Raw genomic sequence first — 17,177 nt, forward strand, 5'->3', positions numbered from 1 at the left:
GGGAATGCTCCATCACTGCCTGCAACACCAGATTCCCTACGACGAACACCGAGCCTTCGCCCCGCTCCTCGAAGCCACTCCGGCTTGACTCTTAGCGCCGTGAGATGTCTTTCCGCGGTCCTGACCTCGATTCCGGGGGTTGCGTCCAGGACCGCCGCCGCATCAACGTGCTGTTCGCGATGCTCCGCGACGGCACCCGGCGCACTGGGCCGAGCGGAACCCGGTCCGCGCCGCGGGGGTGGTGTCCGTGGACGGCGCCGTTGCGTACGGCCTGACCGGCGAGGACGGCCACAAGCGGGTCCGCCGGCTGTTCGGCCGGATGCTGCCGCTGACGCGCCCGCTGGGCATGGTCGCCCGGATGGCCGCCGACCAGCACGCCGCCGCCTGGAAGCGGCACGTGGCGGGCTCAGGACCACCGCGCGACCGGCCGGGCCCAGCTGGAGCCGGCTGCGGATGGGCCCGGCTGCGCCTGGCGCCGGAGCCGTTGAAGGCACGGCCGGCCCGGGTGCGGCCGGCCGGTGGCGAACGAGGAAACGAGCGGCATCCGGTATCCGGGGCGGCGGCCGGCCGCCGTGGACGTCCACCGGCTTCGAAAAGGAGGCCGCCAGTGGTCAGCGGATGATCGGGGGCACGGGAGGGGGCGTGCCGCAAAGGGTATGTACGGCTGTTCGCGCGGCTCGCTCCACGGCGGCGATGCCGTCCGACATGCTCGGGCTGCCGTGGGAGAGGATGACGACGTAGAACGTGCTCCCGTGTGCTTCGAGGCGCCCCATGCTGTTGATGGCCCAGCGTTGGGAGTGGGAACGCTGCAGCCAGCCGTTCTTGAGCTGCCAGCGGCTGCCTTCCGCGGACACTCCCCAGTCCTGGCCGGCGTCGATCCGGCCCATAAAGGTCTGGATCAGGTGGCGTGAGGCTTCGCTGAGCGGTGAATGGTTGGCGAACACGGCCGTCAGCAGGGTCAGTTGGTCTGCCGCAGTCGTGCGAGTGAGGCCCCAGTGGGGACCTGGTCCTGCCTGGGTGGAGGCGAGCCCCAGGGTCTTGTTGGCGTCGTCGAGCCCTGGGCCGCCGCCGATACGCCGCCACAGCACATCCGCGGAGTCGTTGTCGCTGCTCTGGATCATCGAGGCGGCCGTCGATGTCTCCCACGGGACGAGTGACTGCCCTTCGCGCTGGGCGTGCAGCAGCAGGGCCGCCAGGATGTTCACCTTCGCCAGGCTCGCGGTGATGTATGTCTGTGAGCCGTACACCGCCCGCCGGCCGGTCCGGGGCTCCAGAACGGCGGCGGACACCTCGGTGCCGCTCCGTGTCCGGACCGGTTCGAGCGCACGAGCGAGCACGCTGTTCACATCCGGCGGGGCCGGCGTCCGCGTGCCCGGCGGCGCCTGGGCCGGGCTGCTGTGTGCCGACGTCCACGGTGCCCGGCTGGATGCCAGGGAGCGTCCGGCCCGGTCGGCGGCTGTGTGCTGACCGGCAGCGAAGCAGCCCGTGAGCAGCATGCCCGCCGCCGAGCAGGCCAGCACCTGCTGTATCCGCTCCCGCCGCGCACGGGCCCTGTCGTGTCCGGCCGGGCCGGGCGGACCGGGCGGGACAGGCCGGTGCTCCATCCCGTGGGGTGGACAGAGCGCATGGTTCGGATGCATCGGAAACCTCAATCGTACGAGCGGACGACAACCGGGGGGAAAGGCATGCCCACAGTCTTTTCTGGGGCGAGGCGCGCCGCATCCCGGGCCGGTTTCCCCCTGGAGGCGTAACGCGCTTGCCGCAGCCGCCGTCTGACAGCTCCTTGGAAACGGAACGAAGGCCCGTCTCTCGCGGGCCCGTGCACCTGCTCCGCGCCGGCATGCCCCGCGGGCGCAGCCTGATGGTCCCGGGTGCCGTGGCCGGTGCACGCCACTCTTGACGGTGAGTGCCCCGCGGCGTTTGGGGGAGCTGCGCGGCGCCGCTGAGGGTGTCACCGGGGCTGGATCCGGGCGTGGAGTGCACGGGCTGTCTGCGGTGCGGGTGAGGGCTCGTCCGGCAGGCGTGGGCGCCCCACCTGGTCACCGCGGGCTGGCCGGCGGGACGGTCCGTGATACCGGCGGAGGAAGCCGCCGCCTGCTACGCACCCCCGACGACGCCGACACACTGCCACTGTTCGCCGGCTGGCGCGGGCAGCACTGCCCCGGCAACGACCCGGTCGGTGCGGCCATGCAGCGCATACATGTACTGCGGGAACACCGTGGCGCCTGCCATCTGGCGGCGGTGCGCCTGTGCGGGCTGAGCGCCCGAGCGGCAATGGTCATCAACCTCGGCGTCGAGCAGGCAACCCGCTACGGCTGGCAGGAGCCACATCCCGTGGCTGGTTGCCGGAGTGGAACTCGCGTGGAAGCCTCCGGGTATGTGACCCGCTCGAGCGCGCCGTGCGGTCGATGCGCTTACCGGCCGGGCGGGCGGGCGGGCGGGCGGATCAGCGCAGTCCGGCGAAGAGATCGTTCTCGGGTAGGGCCGCGTCGGTGGCGTCCTTGACGCGAACGAAGGTCTCCATGCCCATCAACTCGCCGAACCTCTCCTTGCCCATCTTGAGGAAGAAGATGTTCTCGCCCTGACTGGCGTGTGCGGCCAACGCGTCGAACTTCTGACCGCTGAAGGCGGTGGTGTCCACCCACGTGGTGATCTCATCGTCGGGGAGGCCGATCTCGGCCATCGCGGCGGCCTCGGCAGGATCCGGCTCCGGCATGTCCTCATGAAACTCGCGCATGATCTCGCCGAACCGCTGCATCATCGAGCGGGGCATCGTGGTCCAGTACACCTTCGGTGTCAGCGCGGTCATCTCCAGCGCCGCCATCGTGATGCGATGGGCCTGGATGTGGTCGGGGTGGCCGTAGAAGCCGTTCTCGTCGTAGGTGACGACCACATCAGGTCGGTAGTGCCGCATGAGTTCCGCGAGTCGCGCCGCGCCTTCCTGCACGGGGGTCCGCCAGAAGGATCCCGGGGCGTCGTTGCTCGGCCAGCCCATCATCCCGGAGTCGGCATAGTCCAGCAGCTCCAGATCCCTGACCTTCAGGACCTCACAGCTCGCCTCAAGTTCTTGACGGCGCATCAAGACGACCGCCGCCGGATCGTGCCCGGGATCCCCCGGCTTGACACCCCCCGGTCCATCACCGCAACCGCCGTCGGTACACGTCACGAGAACCGTGCGGATGCCTTCCGCCGCGTACCGCGCGAGGACCCCTCCGGTTCCGGTGGCCTCGTCGTCGGGGTGGGCGTGTACTGCCATGAGCGTCAAAGGCCGGTCAGTCATGAAACAGTCCTCCTGCACAAATTCGTCTTGGTCCGAGTGCGCGGCAGGCATACCGCGACCCCGGGGACCCGGATCCTGGTGGGCGGACGACCTTGTGGTCTCCGTGTTCCCCGCCCGTGCGGCACCGGTCCCTCGGTCGATGCAACCGTGCAGGCCGGCCCGGCTGTTCCCGGGGCGGCCGCTTGGCCTTCCAGGCTTCGGCGTTTCAACGCGAACGAGGTACAGGCGCGACCTGCATGTCTCAGCGCCACGCCGGATCCGACTTCCACCCGGTGCACCGGCCCGGGCCAAGTCCAGCCACACCCCGCCCGGCCGAGCAGCACCCGCGAACCACCGGGCCCGCATGGCCGGGGTAACAGCCGGCGGTTTGGGCTGAGGCTGACCTGCCCTGGGCTGTCGGACGGCCCCGGACCAGGGCGCGGTGTGCGGGGGCGCCGAGCCCTGTCGTCCTGCCAAACAGCTCCTGGCGTCTCCTCGGGCCAGGCCCTCACAGGTCGGCATGTACCACCCGGGGTCGGCCTCGCCGTACCGGTTCATCCCTACGCCAGCGAACGAGCCTGCCGACCCCTGCAGGCAACTGGTTGTGACTGACCCTGGTTGGCCGGGCTGAGCATGGCAGGAGCCCGCCGGATGGCCGCCCAGGGTGCGGCTTCGCGCCTACCGAAAGCCGAGGTGCGGATCGGTGCCGACCAGCTCACCGCTGACCGCCCACAGGCGAGCGGCGACGGCCGGGTCGGCCATGTGGGAGGGGACGGGCTCACGCCGCGGTATGCCACGCAGGCCGAAGACCCTCGGCCCCCACAGCTGCCCTCCTTGCACGTCCGGGTCGAGGACGGCACGGACGACGGGCCATGCTCCGGCGTCCTTGCCCTGCACCAAGAGCGCGGAGGGCAAGGCGCGCAGCCGCTCGCCCGGGGTTGTCACGCCTACCTGCGGGCGGGACGGGGTGAGGGAGTCCAGTGCGCCGCCGGGGTGGGCCACCACACTGAGCACCGTGCTGCCGACGGCACGCAGGCGGCGATCGAGTTCGAAGCCGAAGCACATCTGCGCCAGCTTCGATCGGCCGTAGGCGCGCTTGGGCCGGTAGTCCTGGATCGACTGGAGATCGCCGAGGTCCAGTCGCTCGGACCGCGCCGCGAAGCTTCCCACCGTCACGATGCGGCCCGCCGGCGCCGCGGACAGCAGGGGGGCCAGCCACTGGGTCAGCGCGAAGTGGCCGAGGTGGTTGGTGCCGAACATCAGCTCGTGGCCGTCCTTGGTCTCGCGACGCGGCGGGTCGTCGAGCGCGACCCCCGCGTTGTAGACCACCGCGTCGAGACGATCGAGGTCCAGCCTGTCCACGGAGGTCTTCAGGGACGACAGGTCGGCGAGGTCCAGTTGTAGGCGGCGCACCTGCGCGCCGGGGACGCGGGAGCGGATCGAGGCCATGGCGGCGTCGGCCTTCGCGCGGTCCCGGCTGCCGAGTATGACGACGGCGCCGGTGGCGGCGAGCTGCTCCGCGGCAAAGTAGCCGATCCCGGCGTTACCCCCGGTGACCAGGAAGATCCTGTCCTCGGCAGACGGCAGCCGGTGAACGTCCCACGGTCGGCTCTGGGATGCGGAAGACACGATGACAGGCTCCTTGCGTTCTGGGGCAGCCGCTCATGGAGAGCACCAACCCCCACAAGGTCGCAACCTCCACCGACATACCGCCGACAGATCACGCACACCGCCGACAGATTTCCGACGCCCTCCGGAGAACTGCAGAGAACAAAAGGGCCCCTACAGCACGACCGGCGCAGAAACTGAGAGCGAGCGCCGCACCAGGGCCCAAGGGTCGATGGGCTTGCTGATGTAGTCGACAGCGCCGGCTGCGTATCCGCGGGCGGAGTGTTCCGGGTTCATGCCCATCGCGGTAAGGAAGATGACGGGCAGCAGTGCCTTGAGTCCATTCCCTCGTGCCGGCGTTGCCGGCTCCCACTGCCCTCGGTGTCGATGAGGCGGTGCAAGAACGGAATCGCCAGTCCGGCGGCGACGAGGCCCGCAAGCAGGCCGCGCGGCATCCGCCTTCCCCATCTGACCTCTCCCGGCCCAGCCGCAGAAGCGTGGGCAGTGCACATGCCCACCACCGCGGCATGCAGCCAGACGTGGCCGACCTGTGGAACCGCACCAATGCCGAGTGGGCTTCAAAGAGGCGGGCCGCGAGGTCTCCAGTCCACTCCAGTGCCCAAGCGCGGGGCGGTACCGGCGGCATCGTTCAGTCCCCAGGCAGCGAAGGCATCGTCGTCAGTCCACTCTGCGCCCGTGAGGTTCGCCTGCAGGTCCTCACGCTCGACACGGCCCCGGGCGTGGCGGCGGCCGGACTCCTCGAGCTCAGCATCGGTCCCGACCTTGGCCCTACGAGGCGATCGGGCGGTCAGCCAGGTGGGCGAGGTCGGTGAAGAAGGCGCGGTAGAGGGGCTCGTCGGCGGTCGGGATCTCGTGCCGGAAGAACACCGGTCCGGAGTTCGGCACGCACCCGTAGATCGGTTCGCCCAGATCCTCGGCGATCCCGAATTGCAGCCGGGTCCGGCCCCCTCGAAGGGCCTTGGCGTACACCGTCACCCAGGCCGGCGGGGTAGCGTTACGGGCCCCCGGTCCACGCGCAGTTGCAGATACTCGTAGTCGAACGTGAGCGGATCCGTGGCGGGAAGATAGCCCGGCACCCGTGTCACAGCGCGACCACCCCCACCACGGCCGCCGCTGCCACGACCAGAACACCCACGACGTTGACGGCCATGTCCCGCTTCCAGGACCGGCGTTCGGCCTCGACGTCCAGGACGAAGACGGCCGGGTCGTCGGGGGCGTAGTGGATCGCGACGTCCCGGCCCTGCGATCCGGCGGGGTCCGGCAGTCCTGACTCGCAGTAGGCCGTGACGGCAGTACCGTCGAGGGTGGTGAAGGTGACGACCGGTACCAGATGGGTGGAGGTGTGTCCGTCGTCGTCGGTGCTGACGCTCTTGAGTACGGCGACGACGCGGCCGGGTACGGCGGCCATGGCGGCGAGTTCGTCGAGACGGCGGTTCCTGTCGCGTACGTTCCCGGGCAGGTGGTACACCCCGGAGAGCGCCCACGGCCCGCAGAAGCCGAGCAGAGCCCACGGCCAGCCCCAGTCGATCGCGGCGACGACGACCAGACCGGCGTAGACGAGGAAGACCGCGAAGGTCGGCCAGCCGAGTCCGCGCCCGCCTTCTTCGGAGGGGTCGTTGGTGAACCGGAAGGCGTGGGGTCTGCCGCTCGGGTAGGGGACGCCGATCTCCCGGCCCGTCCAGGCCGCGCTGATCCTCTCGCCCCGCTCACCGTCGTTGGTGACGGTGAACTCCTGCCCGGTGGACGGATCCTGGAAGGAGACGACCACGGCTATCCCCTCGCTCGGAGAGCTTCCGTGCCGGGGCTCCCCCACCCTCTCGATCCGCCCCTTCGCCCGGACCGCTCGCTGCGCCCGGGTCACCCCGGCCAGCGACCTCCCGTAGCCGACCAGCGCGACCGTGCCGAACACGCCACACCACAGCACCAGATATCCGTGCCAGCCCATCCGTCTTTCCTCCTGCCACTTCGGGGACGGCCACCGAGCACACCCCTTACCGTCCGGAACAGTGCGGTCCCAGGGCACCTCATCGTGCGGGCGCGCGCCGCACCACCTTGCCCTGTCCGTTCGCCTCCAGTGACGCCGTGCCCTCGGGCCCGGTCACGACGACCCTGATGACGAGGGAGCCGGTGAGACGGTCGGCGGTGATCTGCCAGGTCTGCGGGGAGCGGACGCCGAGGGTGGTCGTGGCCTCCTCGACCAGGGCGGGGAAACCGTCGTAGGGCAGCGCACGGGGGTCGAGCCCCGGGGTCTGCGTGCCGGTCGGCGAGAACACGACCGTCAGCAGGCGCTCCTGCACGACGACGGTGAGCGCCGGGCGGGTGTCCCCACCCCTGGTGAGCGAGCCGACCGCCCGGTCCAGCTCACCCTTGTCGAGAAACGACTGGCCTGGGCCCAGGGCGACCGTTCCGGAGGCCGACGACACCACCGTGGTCGACGACGTGGAGGAGACGGACGGCCGTGCGGCCGAAGGCGGCTTCGCGGTGTCGTCCCGGGCGAAGAGGTCCGCGCGGAACAGCAGGACCACGACGACCGCGCCGAGGAGCAGGCCGAGGAGCATGATGAAGCCGAAGGCACAGCCCTCCGGGGGCGCGGCCACCCTGGCCGTCCCGGGCGCCGAGTCGAGGCGGGCCGAGGCCGCCCGGTCCTCCCACTCCGGTGTCGGCCGCTTGACGATGCGCACCCGCCACGGCCTGTCCGGCGGGTACTGGACCACCACGACGCCGCGCGGCCGGTAGTCGGACAGGTCCACGAGGTTGATGTCCTGCGTGATCTCTACCCGGTACGCCGGCCCGTCGTCCGGTGCGACGGTGAGCTCGAAGCGCACCGGTACGTCGCTCGTCTCGCCCCCGACGGCCTCCAGGCTCTCGATCATCGCGAGCGCCGTGCGGGGCACGACCGCCGCCTCCCGGGCACGCCTCGGCATACCGGTCAGGAAGAACAGCAGTCCGTAGACCGCGGGCAGGACCAGCCCCGTGACGAACAGCGGCACGTTCTCGACGATCCCGCCCAGGACGAGCGCGGCGAGCGACGTGCCGACCACCCCACCGGTCAGGAACCCCCGTGCGAGCGCGACGGGTGTACGGTGCGTGGGCGGCGGCGCGCCCGTGGTGATCGTCATACGGGCGATTGTGCTGGGCTCAGGTGACGGCCGGTAGACCTCAGTATGATCTTCCGGCAGGTCAGGGCGGGATCGCCTCGATCGCTTCGCCGAGGTGGTGGAGCACGGCGCCGAGTCCGCTTGTAGGACAACCTCAACACCCACCTCACAGCAGGCATGCGCCGCTATGACGATGTCCGCTGCCGTGAAACTCAGTCGTCGTGTCATCGAATGCAGTCGAAGGTCTTCTTGGATCTGAGCGTGCCAGGATGCCGAGGACACGACCGCGCGCACGTCGAAGGGCCAGGAGCAAGCCATGATCAGCGGTGCACATGTCATCCTCTACAGCCAGGACGCCGAGGCGGACCGCGCCTTCCTCCGTGACGTCCTCGACTTTCCCGGCGTCGACGCGGGCGGCGGCTGGCTCATCTTCAAGCTGCCCCCGGCCGAGGTGGCCGTGCACCCGACCGACGGCCCGCCCCGGCACGAGTTCTTCCTGATGTGCGACGACCTTGACGCCCAGCTCGGCGAGTTCCGCGCGCAAGGCGTCGAGATCACCCGCCCGGTCAGCGAACAGCGCTGGGGCAAACTGACTGCGATCCGGCTCCCCAGCGGCGCCGAACTACCGCTGTACGAACCGCTGCACCCCATCGCCCACAGCCTGTGACGCCAGCACTTGGCGCAGCGTGACGAATCTCAGGGTTGCCGCGGAGCATCGGTGGCGCCACCACAGGGAGACCCCCCGCATCGGAAATCGCGTTCGTAGCGGTTCGTAGGGCTGTGGCTCAGTGCGCGACGCTGGGACGTTGTGTCGGACGAACTGTGGTCGCTGATCGAGCCGTTGTTGCCCGAGCCGGCGCCGAAGCTGGTGGAGGGGCGGCCGCGAGTGCCCGACCGGCAGGCCTTGTGCGGCATCCTGTTCGTGCTGTCCAGTGGGAGTACCTGCCCCAGGAGCTGGGCTTCGGCTCGGGCATGACCTGCTGGCGCCGCCTCGCTGCCTGGAACGAGGCCGGCGTCTGGGACCAACTGCACCAGCTGCTGCTGAACAAGCTGCGGGCGAAGAACCAGCTGGACTGATCGCGGGCGGTGATCGACTCCTCCCACGTCCGGGCCGCCGGCAGGGGCCCGAAAGCGGACCCAGCCCGGTCGATTGCGCACGCCCGGGCAGCGAACACACCACATCATCACCGACGGCCAGAACATCCCGCTCGCGGTGTCACTGACCGGCGGCAACCGCAACGACATCACCCAACTGCTGCCCCTGCTGGACAAGATCCCGGCAGTGGCCGGAGTCGTCGGCCACCGCGCAAGCGGCCCGACATGCTCTTCGCGGACCGCCGCTACGACCACGACAAGTACCGCCCGTTCCTGCGGCAGCGCGGGATCCGGCCCGTGATCGCCGAGCGGGGACAGCCCCACGGCATCTGCGCCAGTAGTATTTCGGCAGGCAGCGGTAGGGGGCTTGATCCTGGCGGACATTGTCGGCTGTCGGCGACCACTCCCACGATGCTGCGCGAGCCAGTGCTACGCGATACTCGTCCTGTGGAGTGGTTCGAGCAGGCCCAGGCAGCGGAACAGCGCCGGGATTGGGATGCGGCCATCGCGTTGGTAAGCGCCCACGCCGAGTGCTACTCCGCCGATCCATCCAGGCACGACAGCCATCTGTGGCATATGGATTTGCTCGCCCGTGCGGAACGACTCTCGGAACTCACAGAGCGCGCTCTCACGGACGTCCATGCACGTCGGAGACTCAACGCATCGCTTCACGAACGGGGGATGGAGGCGGTCCTGCGCAACCGCGCCGAAGACGGTGACCATGGTGCCCTGTAATGACGGACGACTTCGAGCGCCGGCACGGCTTTCCCCCGGGCACCAACGAGGTTCGGCCAGCCGACTACGACGATCAGGTCGAGGCTCGCACGCTTGCGCGAGTGAGCCTCGTCCCTGCTGACCGTGGCTCAAGGAGTGCGGCGCTGTTGATGTCGGAGCGGATCAGAAGGCCGGCAGCCTGGTCACAGACGCGAGTCGGCGACCGACCGGCCATGGCCGAGTTGCTTGGCCACCCACGCGCGCGTGGCCGTCCAGCCACGGTCGTCGACGCCGGTCAGCACCGCCTCCACGAACTCCCGCCGGTCCTCGCCGTGATCGCGGAACCACATTCCCAGCTGGTGCTGCGCGTCCGGAAGGTCGAACCGCGTGTACTGGGCGCGCGCGGCCAGCGCATCCTGTAAGGCCTCGGTGACCGCGGGCGGGATCACCGTGTCCGTGCCCGGCACGGCGAGCACCGCCCGGCCCTCGTACGCCCGCAGTACCTCAAGCGCGGGCGCCTGCCGCCAGCTGTCCGGTTGCCGGATGATCTCGCTGAACCGGCCGTTTCCGTCCCCGAAGGGCACGTCCCACGCCTCGGCGGTGTACACGGCGGGCGCGCACAGCCCCAGCGCCGCCACCCGATCCCCGTAATGCCGGACGAGATCCGCCACCGTCTGCCCGCTCATGCTGAACCCCACCAGGACCAGCGGCCCGTCCGCCCCCGCGTACGTGTCGATCACCGCGACAGCCTGCTCGAACCGTCGCCGCAGGCTCAACTCGCTCAGTTTGCCGGTGCTTTCGCCGTGCCCGGAGAAGTCCAAGGCAACCCCTCGACAGCCGTGGGCCACGAACTCCCGCACCAGCGGAAGCAATCGCTCCGTGCTGCTGGTGCCTGCGCCATGCAGCACCACGGCGGTGACCTCGGACGAATCACCGCCGTACACACCACTGAGTCGTTCACCGTCGTGGTCGTGCGTGAAGTCGGAGAGCATGTCCCCTATTCACTCACGCCGTGGCCTGCGTTCTTCGAGAGTGTCACCGCAAGCATCCGACCCTGGTCTCCGCTCTTCGAGCGGCCGCTGAGTTCGGCGGCGTACTGCGCGCCTCACTGAGGACGGCGGGGGGCAACTGCGCTGCGAGGTCGATCAGCGCGCTGTTGCGTCCGCGCCGGGAGGGCAAACCGTAGGACGCGAGGCGCGTACGCAGTTGGCGGGGGCTGCGGGGGCGGCCCGGGTGAGTGCCGGGCAGGAGCCAGGAGAGGTCCCCGTGCTCCGACCGAGCGCGAGGGCACCGTCGCGGTCTTCGGCGAGGTGGATCAGGAGCTGATCCAGTGGTGGGGGTACGGCGACAATGTGGGGGCCGAGGGCGAGACGGACGCCTTCGTCGGTGGCGAGGACCTGGCCGGTGAGCAGGCGTCGGCGGCCGGCGTCGCCGGGCAGCGTCCGGTACGGCCTGCCGCTGGGCAGCAGGTCGTAGCCACGTTCGGCGCACAGCAGTCGGGCGAGCCTGACCATGCGTACTTTCGCCCATGCCATCCAGGCGTCGGCAGGCGCCATGGTGTTGGTGGCGAAGGGGCCAAGTACACGGTCGCCGTTACCCAGGTCCCACCGGCACCACGGTCGACATCGCCAACTCCGGCCTGGAGCAGGATTCGACCGATCAGCCCACTGTTGCCAGGTGTTCCTGGTCCCGGCATGCGAGAAGCCGTCAGAGGTGCAGCTGTGGCTTGCCCTGGGCGGCGGTGGCCGGTCTTTTCAATTGGTAGTCAGCTGCACCCCTATAGTCGCGGCATGAACAGAACAATTCTGTGGGTTCTGGCGTGCGTCGGCTTCGGCGCGATCCTCTGGCTGCTGACCAGCGCCCCGGACATCAGCTCTGCGTTCGAGCGCTCCGAATGTCACTCGGTCCTCGGCAACGACGAGACCACGATGCGAGGGTCGGTGGAGGACGGCGTCGAGGCGATGTGCGCCACCTACCAGACGCGCCGCCTGGGCTGGGCAGTCCTGGTGTCCGTCCCCACGGTGGTGTTCGCGGCCGCAGGCATGCGCAGCCGCAACAGCTGACCGCGCTCCCTCAGCCGGGGCCCCTATGTCTTTGGTCAAGCTGGTCGGGGGTGGGTTGGGGGCGTCTGGAAGGATGTGTCCGTGCATGCTGATGATCAGGTCGGCGAGGGTGTTTCCGCGGAGCTCGCGGCGTTCCTGCGGGGAGCGGTCGACGGCCGCCCGGTGAAGATCGCTCCTTCCGTCTGTGAGGGATGCGGCGGCTGCGTGTTCTTCGCGCTGGTCAATGCGTCCGGAGCGGAACGGGAGTGTTCTGGCTGCGGGAGCCGTGCGTTCATCGCGGACAGCGAGGAGTACTGGAACGAGGAGTCCTGGGAGGACGACGAGCCCGGTGCGGCCGGCTGCCCTTGTGGGAGCGAGGAGTTCGAAACCGCGGTTGCGTTCTCGCTCGGCGGCGACGGAGCGGTCCGCTGGGTGACCGTGGGCCTGCGGTGCATCAAGGACGGATTCTGCGGGGTCTATGCCGACTGGAAGATCGACTACAGCCCCACGGATCACCTCCTGACCATGCTCTAGCAGAGCCTGGGTCTGGTGCTTGCCCTGGGCGATCTTCCTGTCGTAGTAGGCCTGCGACGCCGGGTCGCCCAGGGCCGCGAACGCGGAGAGGAGGAAGGCTCGTTCGAGCTGCTTGTTTCTCCTCCGGGAGGGCTGTTCGCCGCGGATCGAAGCCCCGAGCTGCGCATCGCCGGGGCCAGCCCCGCGTAGGCGGCGAGGTGGCCGGCGGTCGGGAAGGTGCTGTCGTCGCCGACCTCGATCAGAATGCGGGCGACAGCCGCGGCCCTCAGCGGCCCGAGGCGCAAGACGAGCCCGTTCCTCGTCCTCTCAGCGGAGCTCCTCCACGACGGCTGCGACACCCTGCCTGCGCAGGTACAGCGCCGTGCCGAGGTCGGCTCGCGCCCGTCCTCGGCGCGGGCGCGTCCTGCGTTCAGGCCGCGGCGCGAAAGACGTACGCCGTCATCGGGGCGGTGACCGGCCCCGGGCCCAGACGGGCCGTCATCTCCTCAATGACGGTGGCCCGGATGGCCGGTACGTCGCCACGCTCCTCGACGGCCACGCGCACCGGTGTCCCGGTGAGGTACCCGGTGGCAAGGTCAGCGGTCGACGCGGCCCGGCCCTGAAGCGTCAGCTCCTGCTCGTCCTCGACGGCGAACCCGGCGGCGGCCAGGTCAGCGGCCACGACAGCGGGGTCGGCGTAGCCGTGCGGAACCGTCGGGAAGAACCGCGGCGGGTCGGCCGGAAAGGCTCGCTCGAGCCCGGCCTGCAGTGCGGCTTCGAAGGCGTGCGTCCCGAGCGGGCCCCAGGTGTTGAACAGGAACCGGCCGCCCGGGGCCAGCACCCGGCGGACCTCGGTGAAGGCCTCGATACGGTCGGGAAAGAACATCACGCCGAACTGGCAGACCACCAGGTCGAATCCTCCGTCCGAAAACGGCAGCCGCTGTGCGTCGGCCTGCCGCCACACCGCGCCCGGCGCCCTGGCCGACCCGAAAGCGACCATGGCCTCGTTCAGGTCGGTGGCCGTCACCTCGGCCGAGGGTGCCGCTGCGAGCAGTTCCGACGTCAACACGCCAGTCCCTGCAGCCAGTTCAAGGACCCGCCCAGGGTGGAGTGCCGCCGCCCGGCCGGTCAGGTCCTTGGCGAAGGGCTGGAAGACCACCGGCACAAGGTAGTGCTCATACGCCGCCGGCATGGACTCCGACCACTGCCGGTCGGCATCGATTCCTGTCACCCTCAAGACGGTAGCCCCGCGTCAGGAACCCTCTTCCCCGCCGCGCCGCCATGCGCCCTGGAGCTAGGTCATTTCGTTTGGATCATCTGATCGTTGGCCCGGCTGTGCCGTTGACTGACGCGCAGTGGGCGCGGATCGAGCCGTTACTCCCGGACCGGACGCCGAAGCGGTGAGGCCATTGGCGGGACCACCGCGAGGTGATCGACGCGATCGCCTACAAGTTCCAGACCGAAACACAGTGGGTCCATCTACCGGAGAGGTACGGCAACCGGCAAGGCGTCTACAACCGGCTGAGGATGTGGGGTTTCGCCGCTCGTCATGGACCAGCGGGTGGCCGTCGGTCAGGGGCGGGTCACTTCTGGAGGACGGCCTGGATCTCGAGACTGATCGACACCGTGTCGCCGACCGCGACGCCTCCGGCGTCCAGCGGGACACTGATGTCGATGCCGAAGTCACGCCGGTTGATCTCCGCGGTCGCCGAGAACCCGTCCCGTTGCCCGCCCCACTGGTCGGAGCCGAACCCGTTCACCTCAACCGCCAGCGGCTCGTCACGCATCGCGTTGCCGGTGTCGACGGACGCCAGGTCGATCGTCGCGGTGACGGAGGAGTCCAGGAGGTCCTCGCCCGTGACGATCGTGACGTCGAAAGGCGGTGAACCGGCCGCGCGCCTTGCTGATCATGAGGTGGCGTACGGAGAAGGCGATCTCGGAGTGGACCGGGTCGGCCTTCCAGATGCCGACCAGGTAGTCGGGGATCGTGACGGTCGCGGGGATGGTCTCCATGGTCGTCTCCGTGGGTGTGGGGTTGCGCAGGGCGTGGCTGGTCTCGGGTGAGTGGTTCGTCAGGGTTCGAGGTCGGTCACTCCCTTGCCGGACACGATGTCCAGGGGCACCGAGACCTGGTCGTGGGCGATCAGCCAGGCGCCGTCGATCTTCCGCAGGCCGTAGGTGATCCTGACCCACATGCCGCTCGTGGCCGTGCCGTTCTTCAGTGTGCCGCTGAGGCGGGCGAAGGCGTGCCCGAAGGCCACGTCGTCGCCCACGGCGAGGACGAGGTCCCGGACCTCGTAGGTCACGGTCTCGAAGAACGCGAACACGTTCGCCCAGTTCCGGGACTTGGCCGCGACCCCGACGTGCTGGAGCGGCGGTTCGACGTCGAAGGACACCACGTCCGTCGTGTAGAGCCGCTCCAGACCCTCAAGGTCCTTGTCCCGCAGCCCTTCAACGATCTTGCCGATCTGGCGGCGGATCAGGGCTTCGTCCGCCTCGCGTGGCGTGGGCATCGTCACTGGAGTTTCCCTTCGTGGTGGGCCGCTCGGCTTCTGACACTACGAAACTATGATGACTGAGCTATCTTGTCTAAGATCAATATTGCTATGAGGCTATGACTTGGGGGACATGATGGAGCTGAACTCGCTCCGGCAGTTCCTGGTGGTCGCGCGGCTGGAGCACCTCAGCCGGGCCGCCGACGAGCTTCAGATCGCCCAGCCGTCGCTCAGCCGCACCATCGCCCGGCTGGAGCGCGAGCTGGGCGCGCCGTTGTTCGACCGCAGTGGCCGGCTCCGGCTGAACGACACCGGCAGGCTCTACCGCGACCATGTCGAACGCGCCCTCGGCGAGCTCGAGGCAGGACGGCGGGCCGTCACCGACGCCGCCGACCAGGGCCTGGGCGCGGTGCGACTGGCGTCGGAGACCTTCCTCACCCTCACCGGGCCACTGGCGGCCTTCAAACGCTCCCATCCCGCCGTCGAGATCGGGCTCCACTGGTCGCCGCCCGAAGACATGGCCCGCCGGCTACGCGCCCAGGAAATCGATCTGTGCGTCGCCTCGCAACCCGTCCACGCCGAGGGGCTGGAGGCGACACGGCTGTTCGAGGAGCAGGTGGGAGCAGCTTTCCCGCTCGATCACCCGCTGGCGGGCCGTGCGTCCGTGACCATCAGCGACCTCGCCGACCAGCCGTTCGTCACCGCCCGCAACGGGCACTGGCTGCGCCGCCTGCTCGATCGACTCTTCGCGGCACACGGCCTCACCCCGAAGATCGTGTGCGAGAGCGACGAGCACAGCGCGATCGCGGACCTGATCAGCGCGGGCCTGGGCATCGGCCTCATCCCCGCCTTCGCCCGCCGCAGCGCCACCCGTGCCCCCCTCGCCTGGATCCCCCTCGACGACCCCGCCTCCCGCCGGACCGTGACCCTGTACTGGGCCCCGGACAGCCACCTGTCCACCGCGGCCCGCCTGATGCGCACCACCATCACCGACTGGAACTGGACCACCAGCGAACCTCCCTCCCGCTAACGAGCTCGTGCACGGTAGGCGGTGAGGCGTCGAGCTCCTGATCGTCGATCATGGTCGTGTGGTGGAGAACGCGACTCGTACGGCGATCACATGGACCGTTCCACCATCACCCGGGCCATCAGCGAGGTCCGGCCACTGCTCGCCGAACGAGGGTGCACCGTCAGTCCCGGAGTGCGGCTGCGGACTCTGGCCGCGGTCGTGGAGTGTCTGGGAACGACCGGCATGACCGGGATCGTTGACGGCATCCTGCGGTACAGCAGTCAGGTACCGGCACCCCAGCAATCACCCGCGCCCGGCGGCTGGATAGCGTCCGGATAGGCCCGGCAGTACGCTTTTTCACAGCATCGGGATCGAAGAACCGGGCCGAAGCCCCCACCGAGATCGCACCCCTTTGGCCGTCTCTGATCGCGATCAGCAGGCAGGGGTGACTCTATGAATGCCATCGACAAGGCAATCGGAGCGGAGGCCCACTGGTTGATGGGTCGCGTCATGCCCCGCAGGTTTCTGGGCGAGGTCCGCAAACACCTCCACCATGTGGCACCCGATCTCGAGGACGAGCTGATCGACGCGATCCGCGCGCGGGCGGAGGAGATCGCCGACGCGGACGAGGACATGGCCACCGACGGACCGTCGAAGGGCGCGCTGGCGATCGGCGCGGTGGTACTGGCCGCGTTCGAGAAGCTGGTCCCCCTGTTCGACGGGGACGAAAAGCGTGCGATCCGCTATCTCCAGCACGCGATGAGCCCGGTGCTGAAACGCCCGTACGACATGGTCTTCTCGACCCTCAACGAGCGGGACCACGCGCTCGACAAGATCGAGAAGACGTGCCGCGTGATGGTGAAGCTCTACCCCGCTCACTTCGAGTTCGACTTTCAACGACCGGAGCCGGGCCTTTTCGAGATGAACGTCAGGCGCTGCTTCTGGCGCGACTTCTTCGCCCGCCACGACGCCACGCCCGTCACGACGGTGATGTGCGCGTTCGACGTGAACTTCATGAAGTCGATCGACCCCGCGGTCAGCGGACTGCGCGCCGAACGCACCTCCCTGCTGTCACTCGGTGACAGCAGGTGCCGCTTCGCCGTCCTTGAGACCGACGACCCTCTCAACGGCTACAGCGACGCTCTCGAGAAGCGGTTCGTCGACGACAAGGAGCGCAACGGCTGAGGAGCTTCGCGCATGGTGAACCCGCCCGGTGCCGTCGACGGCACCCGACGGCGGGGGCTCGGACCGGTGCGCGCCAACGCCTCCCGGTCGGAGTCACCCGCCGACGTACGCCGACGCCGATCCGCCCGCGTGAACGGC

The 17,177-nt window shown here is 69.4% G+C and carries 19 protein-coding genes and 7 pseudogenes; 11 read left to right on the top strand and 15 right to left on the bottom strand.

The features are described 5' to 3' along the window. The first annotated feature begins 247 nt into the window (after positions 1 to 247). The gene (locus tag ACIRF9_RS47455) at positions 248 to 622 is read left to right on the top strand and encodes a hypothetical protein (RefSeq protein ID WP_403836245.1); all 375 of its coding nucleotides are present in this window, start codon (positions 248 to 250) and stop codon (positions 620 to 622) included. Here the strand turns inward: ACIRF9_RS47455 and ACIRF9_RS47460 are convergent. Further along, on the bottom strand, positions 612 to 1,289 hold the full coding sequence (locus tag ACIRF9_RS47460) for a serine hydrolase (RefSeq protein WP_403836247.1): 678 nt from the start codon (positions 1,287 to 1,289) through the stop codon (positions 612 to 614). The genes ACIRF9_RS47455 and ACIRF9_RS47460 overlap by 11 nt on opposite strands. A gap of 733 nt (positions 1,290 to 2,022) precedes the next feature. Here ACIRF9_RS47460 and ACIRF9_RS47465 point away from each other — a divergent pair. After that, positions 2,023 to 2,505, top strand: a complete 483-nt coding sequence (locus ACIRF9_RS47465) for a hypothetical protein (protein WP_403836249.1) — start codon at positions 2,023 to 2,025, stop codon at positions 2,503 to 2,505. Here the strand turns inward: ACIRF9_RS47465 and ACIRF9_RS47470 are convergent. From ACIRF9_RS47470 to ACIRF9_RS47500, 7 genes and pseudogenes are all read right to left on the bottom strand, one after another. Beyond that, positions 2,447 to 3,280 carry a PIG-L family deacetylase gene (locus ACIRF9_RS47470; protein WP_403836365.1) on the bottom strand — a complete coding sequence of 278 codons (834 nt, stop codon included), beginning with the start codon at positions 3,278 to 3,280 and terminating at the stop codon, positions 2,447 to 2,449. The genes ACIRF9_RS47465 and ACIRF9_RS47470 overlap by 59 nt on opposite strands. A gap of 657 nt (positions 3,281 to 3,937) precedes the next feature. After that, a complete protein-coding gene (locus ACIRF9_RS47475; protein WP_403836251.1) occupies positions 3,938 to 4,888 on the bottom strand; it encodes an SDR family NAD(P)-dependent oxidoreductase in 951 nt (316 codons plus the stop codon). 153 nt (positions 4,889 to 5,041) lie between these two features. Then, positions 5,042 to 5,194: pseudogene (locus tag ACIRF9_RS47480) on the bottom strand (response regulator); the annotation flags it as partial. A gap of 250 nt (positions 5,195 to 5,444) precedes the next feature. Continuing rightward, positions 5,445 to 5,643 (bottom strand): annotated as a pseudogene (locus ACIRF9_RS47485) (hypothetical protein); the annotation flags it as partial. A 13-nt stretch (positions 5,644 to 5,656) separates the two neighbouring features. Beyond that, positions 5,657 to 5,863 (bottom strand): hypothetical protein, encoded by a 207-nt coding sequence (locus tag ACIRF9_RS47490; RefSeq protein ID WP_403836253.1) that lies wholly within the window; start codon positions 5,861 to 5,863, stop codon positions 5,657 to 5,659. Between the two features lie 106 nt (positions 5,864 to 5,969). Further along, the gene (locus ACIRF9_RS47495) at positions 5,970 to 6,833 is read right to left on the bottom strand and encodes a DUF3592 domain-containing protein (RefSeq protein WP_403836255.1); all 864 of its coding nucleotides are present in this window, start codon (positions 6,831 to 6,833) and stop codon (positions 5,970 to 5,972) included. Positions 6,834 to 6,912: 79 nt separating this feature from the next. Then, complete coding sequence (locus tag ACIRF9_RS47500; protein ID WP_403836257.1) at positions 6,913 to 8,007, bottom strand: hypothetical protein; 1,095 nt, start codon at positions 8,005 to 8,007, stop codon at positions 6,913 to 6,915. 295 nt (positions 8,008 to 8,302) lie between these two features. Here ACIRF9_RS47500 and ACIRF9_RS47505 point away from each other — a divergent pair, with 295 nt between their 5' ends. The 3 genes and pseudogenes from ACIRF9_RS47505 to ACIRF9_RS47515 all read left to right on the top strand — a co-directional run bounded on the left by ACIRF9_RS47505 (position 8,303) and on the right by ACIRF9_RS47515 (position 9,382). Then, positions 8,303 to 8,653 carry a VOC family protein gene (locus tag ACIRF9_RS47505; RefSeq protein ID WP_403836259.1) on the top strand — a complete coding sequence of 117 codons (351 nt, stop codon included), beginning with the start codon at positions 8,303 to 8,305 and terminating at the stop codon, positions 8,651 to 8,653. Between the two features lie 201 nt (positions 8,654 to 8,854). After that, positions 8,855 to 9,063: pseudogene (locus ACIRF9_RS47510) on the top strand (transposase). 73 nt (positions 9,064 to 9,136) lie between these two features. Beyond that, positions 9,137 to 9,382, top strand: coding sequence for a transposase (locus ACIRF9_RS47515; RefSeq protein WP_403836261.1), 246 nt, complete (start codon positions 9,137 to 9,139; stop codon positions 9,380 to 9,382). 625 nt (positions 9,383 to 10,007) lie between these two features. On the opposite strand, the pseudogene ACIRF9_RS47520 reads toward ACIRF9_RS47515, so the two are convergent. After that, a pseudogene (locus ACIRF9_RS47520) lies at positions 10,008 to 10,787 on the bottom strand (alpha/beta hydrolase); the annotation flags it as partial. 153 nt (positions 10,788 to 10,940) lie between these two features. Then, entirely contained in the window at positions 10,941 to 11,351 is a 411-nt protein-coding gene (locus ACIRF9_RS47525) for a hypothetical protein (protein WP_403836263.1), read from the bottom strand. Between the two features lie 234 nt (positions 11,352 to 11,585). Here ACIRF9_RS47525 and ACIRF9_RS47530 point away from each other — a divergent pair, with 234 nt between their 5' ends. Both ACIRF9_RS47530 and ACIRF9_RS47535 read left to right on the top strand, forming a co-directional pair. Further along, positions 11,586 to 11,858 (top strand): hypothetical protein, encoded by a 273-nt coding sequence (locus ACIRF9_RS47530; protein ID WP_403836265.1) that lies wholly within the window; start codon positions 11,586 to 11,588, stop codon positions 11,856 to 11,858. 81 nt (positions 11,859 to 11,939) lie between these two features. Further along, entirely contained in the window at positions 11,940 to 12,371 is a 432-nt protein-coding gene (locus ACIRF9_RS47535; RefSeq protein WP_403836267.1) for a hypothetical protein, read from the top strand. Here the strand turns inward: ACIRF9_RS47535 and ACIRF9_RS47540 are convergent. Together ACIRF9_RS47540 and ACIRF9_RS47545 are read right to left on the bottom strand one after the other, a co-directional pair. Then, a pseudogene (locus ACIRF9_RS47540) lies at positions 12,369 to 12,622 on the bottom strand (IS110 family transposase); the annotation flags it as partial. The gene ACIRF9_RS47535 and the pseudogene ACIRF9_RS47540 overlap by 3 nt on opposite strands. 158 nt (positions 12,623 to 12,780) lie before the next feature. Further along, the gene (locus ACIRF9_RS47545) at positions 12,781 to 13,542 is read right to left on the bottom strand and encodes a class I SAM-dependent methyltransferase (RefSeq protein ID WP_403836367.1); all 762 of its coding nucleotides are present in this window, start codon (positions 13,540 to 13,542) and stop codon (positions 12,781 to 12,783) included. Positions 13,543 to 13,775: 233 nt separating this feature from the next. Between ACIRF9_RS47545 and ACIRF9_RS47550 the strand changes: the two are divergent. Next, positions 13,776 to 13,871, top strand: a pseudogene (locus ACIRF9_RS47550) (transposase); the annotation flags it as partial. 62 nt (positions 13,872 to 13,933) lie between these two features. Here the strand turns inward: ACIRF9_RS47550 and ACIRF9_RS47555 are convergent. From ACIRF9_RS47555 to ACIRF9_RS47565, 3 genes are read right to left on the bottom strand one after another with little or no spacing between them, the layout of a single operon-like run. Further along, on the bottom strand, positions 13,934 to 14,137 hold the full coding sequence (locus tag ACIRF9_RS47555) for a YceI family protein (RefSeq protein WP_403836269.1): 204 nt from the start codon (positions 14,135 to 14,137) through the stop codon (positions 13,934 to 13,936). Further along, the gene (locus ACIRF9_RS47560) at positions 14,130 to 14,363 is read right to left on the bottom strand and encodes a YceI family protein (RefSeq protein ID WP_403836271.1); all 234 of its coding nucleotides are present in this window, start codon (positions 14,361 to 14,363) and stop codon (positions 14,130 to 14,132) included. The genes ACIRF9_RS47555 and ACIRF9_RS47560 overlap by 8 nt, the downstream gene beginning before the upstream one ends. A 59-nt stretch (positions 14,364 to 14,422) precedes the next feature. Next, positions 14,423 to 14,863 (bottom strand): YybH family protein, encoded by a 441-nt coding sequence (locus ACIRF9_RS47565; RefSeq protein ID WP_403836273.1) that lies wholly within the window; start codon positions 14,861 to 14,863, stop codon positions 14,423 to 14,425. A gap of 115 nt (positions 14,864 to 14,978) precedes the next feature. Between ACIRF9_RS47565 and ACIRF9_RS47570 the strand changes: the two genes are divergently transcribed. From ACIRF9_RS47570 to ACIRF9_RS47580, 3 genes and pseudogenes are all read left to right on the top strand, one after another. Next, complete coding sequence (locus ACIRF9_RS47570) at positions 14,979 to 15,875, top strand: LysR substrate-binding domain-containing protein (protein WP_403836275.1); 897 nt, start codon at positions 14,979 to 14,981, stop codon at positions 15,873 to 15,875. Between the two features lie 90 nt (positions 15,876 to 15,965). Further along, a pseudogene (locus tag ACIRF9_RS47575) lies at positions 15,966 to 16,073 on the top strand (transposase); the annotation flags it as partial. A 291-nt stretch (positions 16,074 to 16,364) separates the two neighbouring features. Next, complete coding sequence (locus ACIRF9_RS47580) at positions 16,365 to 17,039, top strand: L-2-amino-thiazoline-4-carboxylic acid hydrolase (RefSeq protein WP_403836277.1); 675 nt, start codon at positions 16,365 to 16,367, stop codon at positions 17,037 to 17,039. Positions 17,040 to 17,177: the final 138 nt, after the last annotated feature.

It is taken from the genome of Streptomyces sp. NPDC096132 (assembly GCF_044763345.1).
Lineage (GTDB): Bacteria > Actinomycetota > Actinomycetes > Streptomycetales > Streptomycetaceae > Streptomyces.

Coding starts and splice junctions, on each gene's coding strand:
- ACIRF9_RS47470 (WP_403836365.1), bottom strand. CDS start 3,280: ATGACTGACCGGCCTTTGACGCTCATGGCAGTACACGCCCACCCCGAC.
- ACIRF9_RS47495 (WP_403836255.1), bottom strand. CDS start 6,833: ATGGGCTGGCACGGATATCTGGTGCTGTGGTGTGGCGTGTTCGGCACG.
- ACIRF9_RS47500 (WP_403836257.1), bottom strand. CDS start 8,007: ATGACGATCACCACGGGCGCGCCGCCGCCCACGCACCGTACACCCGTC.
- ACIRF9_RS47505 (WP_403836259.1), top strand. CDS start 8,303: ATGATCAGCGGTGCACATGTCATCCTCTACAGCCAGGACGCCGAGGCG.
- ACIRF9_RS47525 (WP_403836263.1), bottom strand. CDS start 11,351: ATGGCGCCTGCCGACGCCTGGATGGCATGGGCGAAAGTACGCATGGTC.
- ACIRF9_RS47530 (WP_403836265.1), top strand. CDS start 11,586: ATGAACAGAACAATTCTGTGGGTTCTGGCGTGCGTCGGCTTCGGCGCG.
- ACIRF9_RS47545 (WP_403836367.1), bottom strand. CDS start 13,542: ATGCCGGCGGCGTATGAGCACTACCTTGTGCCGGTGGTCTTCCAGCCC.
- ACIRF9_RS47555 (WP_403836269.1), bottom strand. CDS start 14,137: ATGCGTGACGAGCCGCTGGCGGTTGAGGTGAACGGGTTCGGCTCCGAC.
- ACIRF9_RS47560 (WP_403836271.1), bottom strand. CDS start 14,363: ATGGAGACCATCCCCGCGACCGTCACGATCCCCGACTACCTGGTCGGC.
- ACIRF9_RS47565 (WP_403836273.1), bottom strand. CDS start 14,863: ATGCCCACGCCACGCGAGGCGGACGAAGCCCTGATCCGCCGCCAGATC.
- ACIRF9_RS47570 (WP_403836275.1), top strand. CDS start 14,979: ATGATGGAGCTGAACTCGCTCCGGCAGTTCCTGGTGGTCGCGCGGCTG.
- ACIRF9_RS47580 (WP_403836277.1), top strand. CDS start 16,365: ATGCCCCGCAGGTTTCTGGGCGAGGTCCGCAAACACCTCCACCATGTG.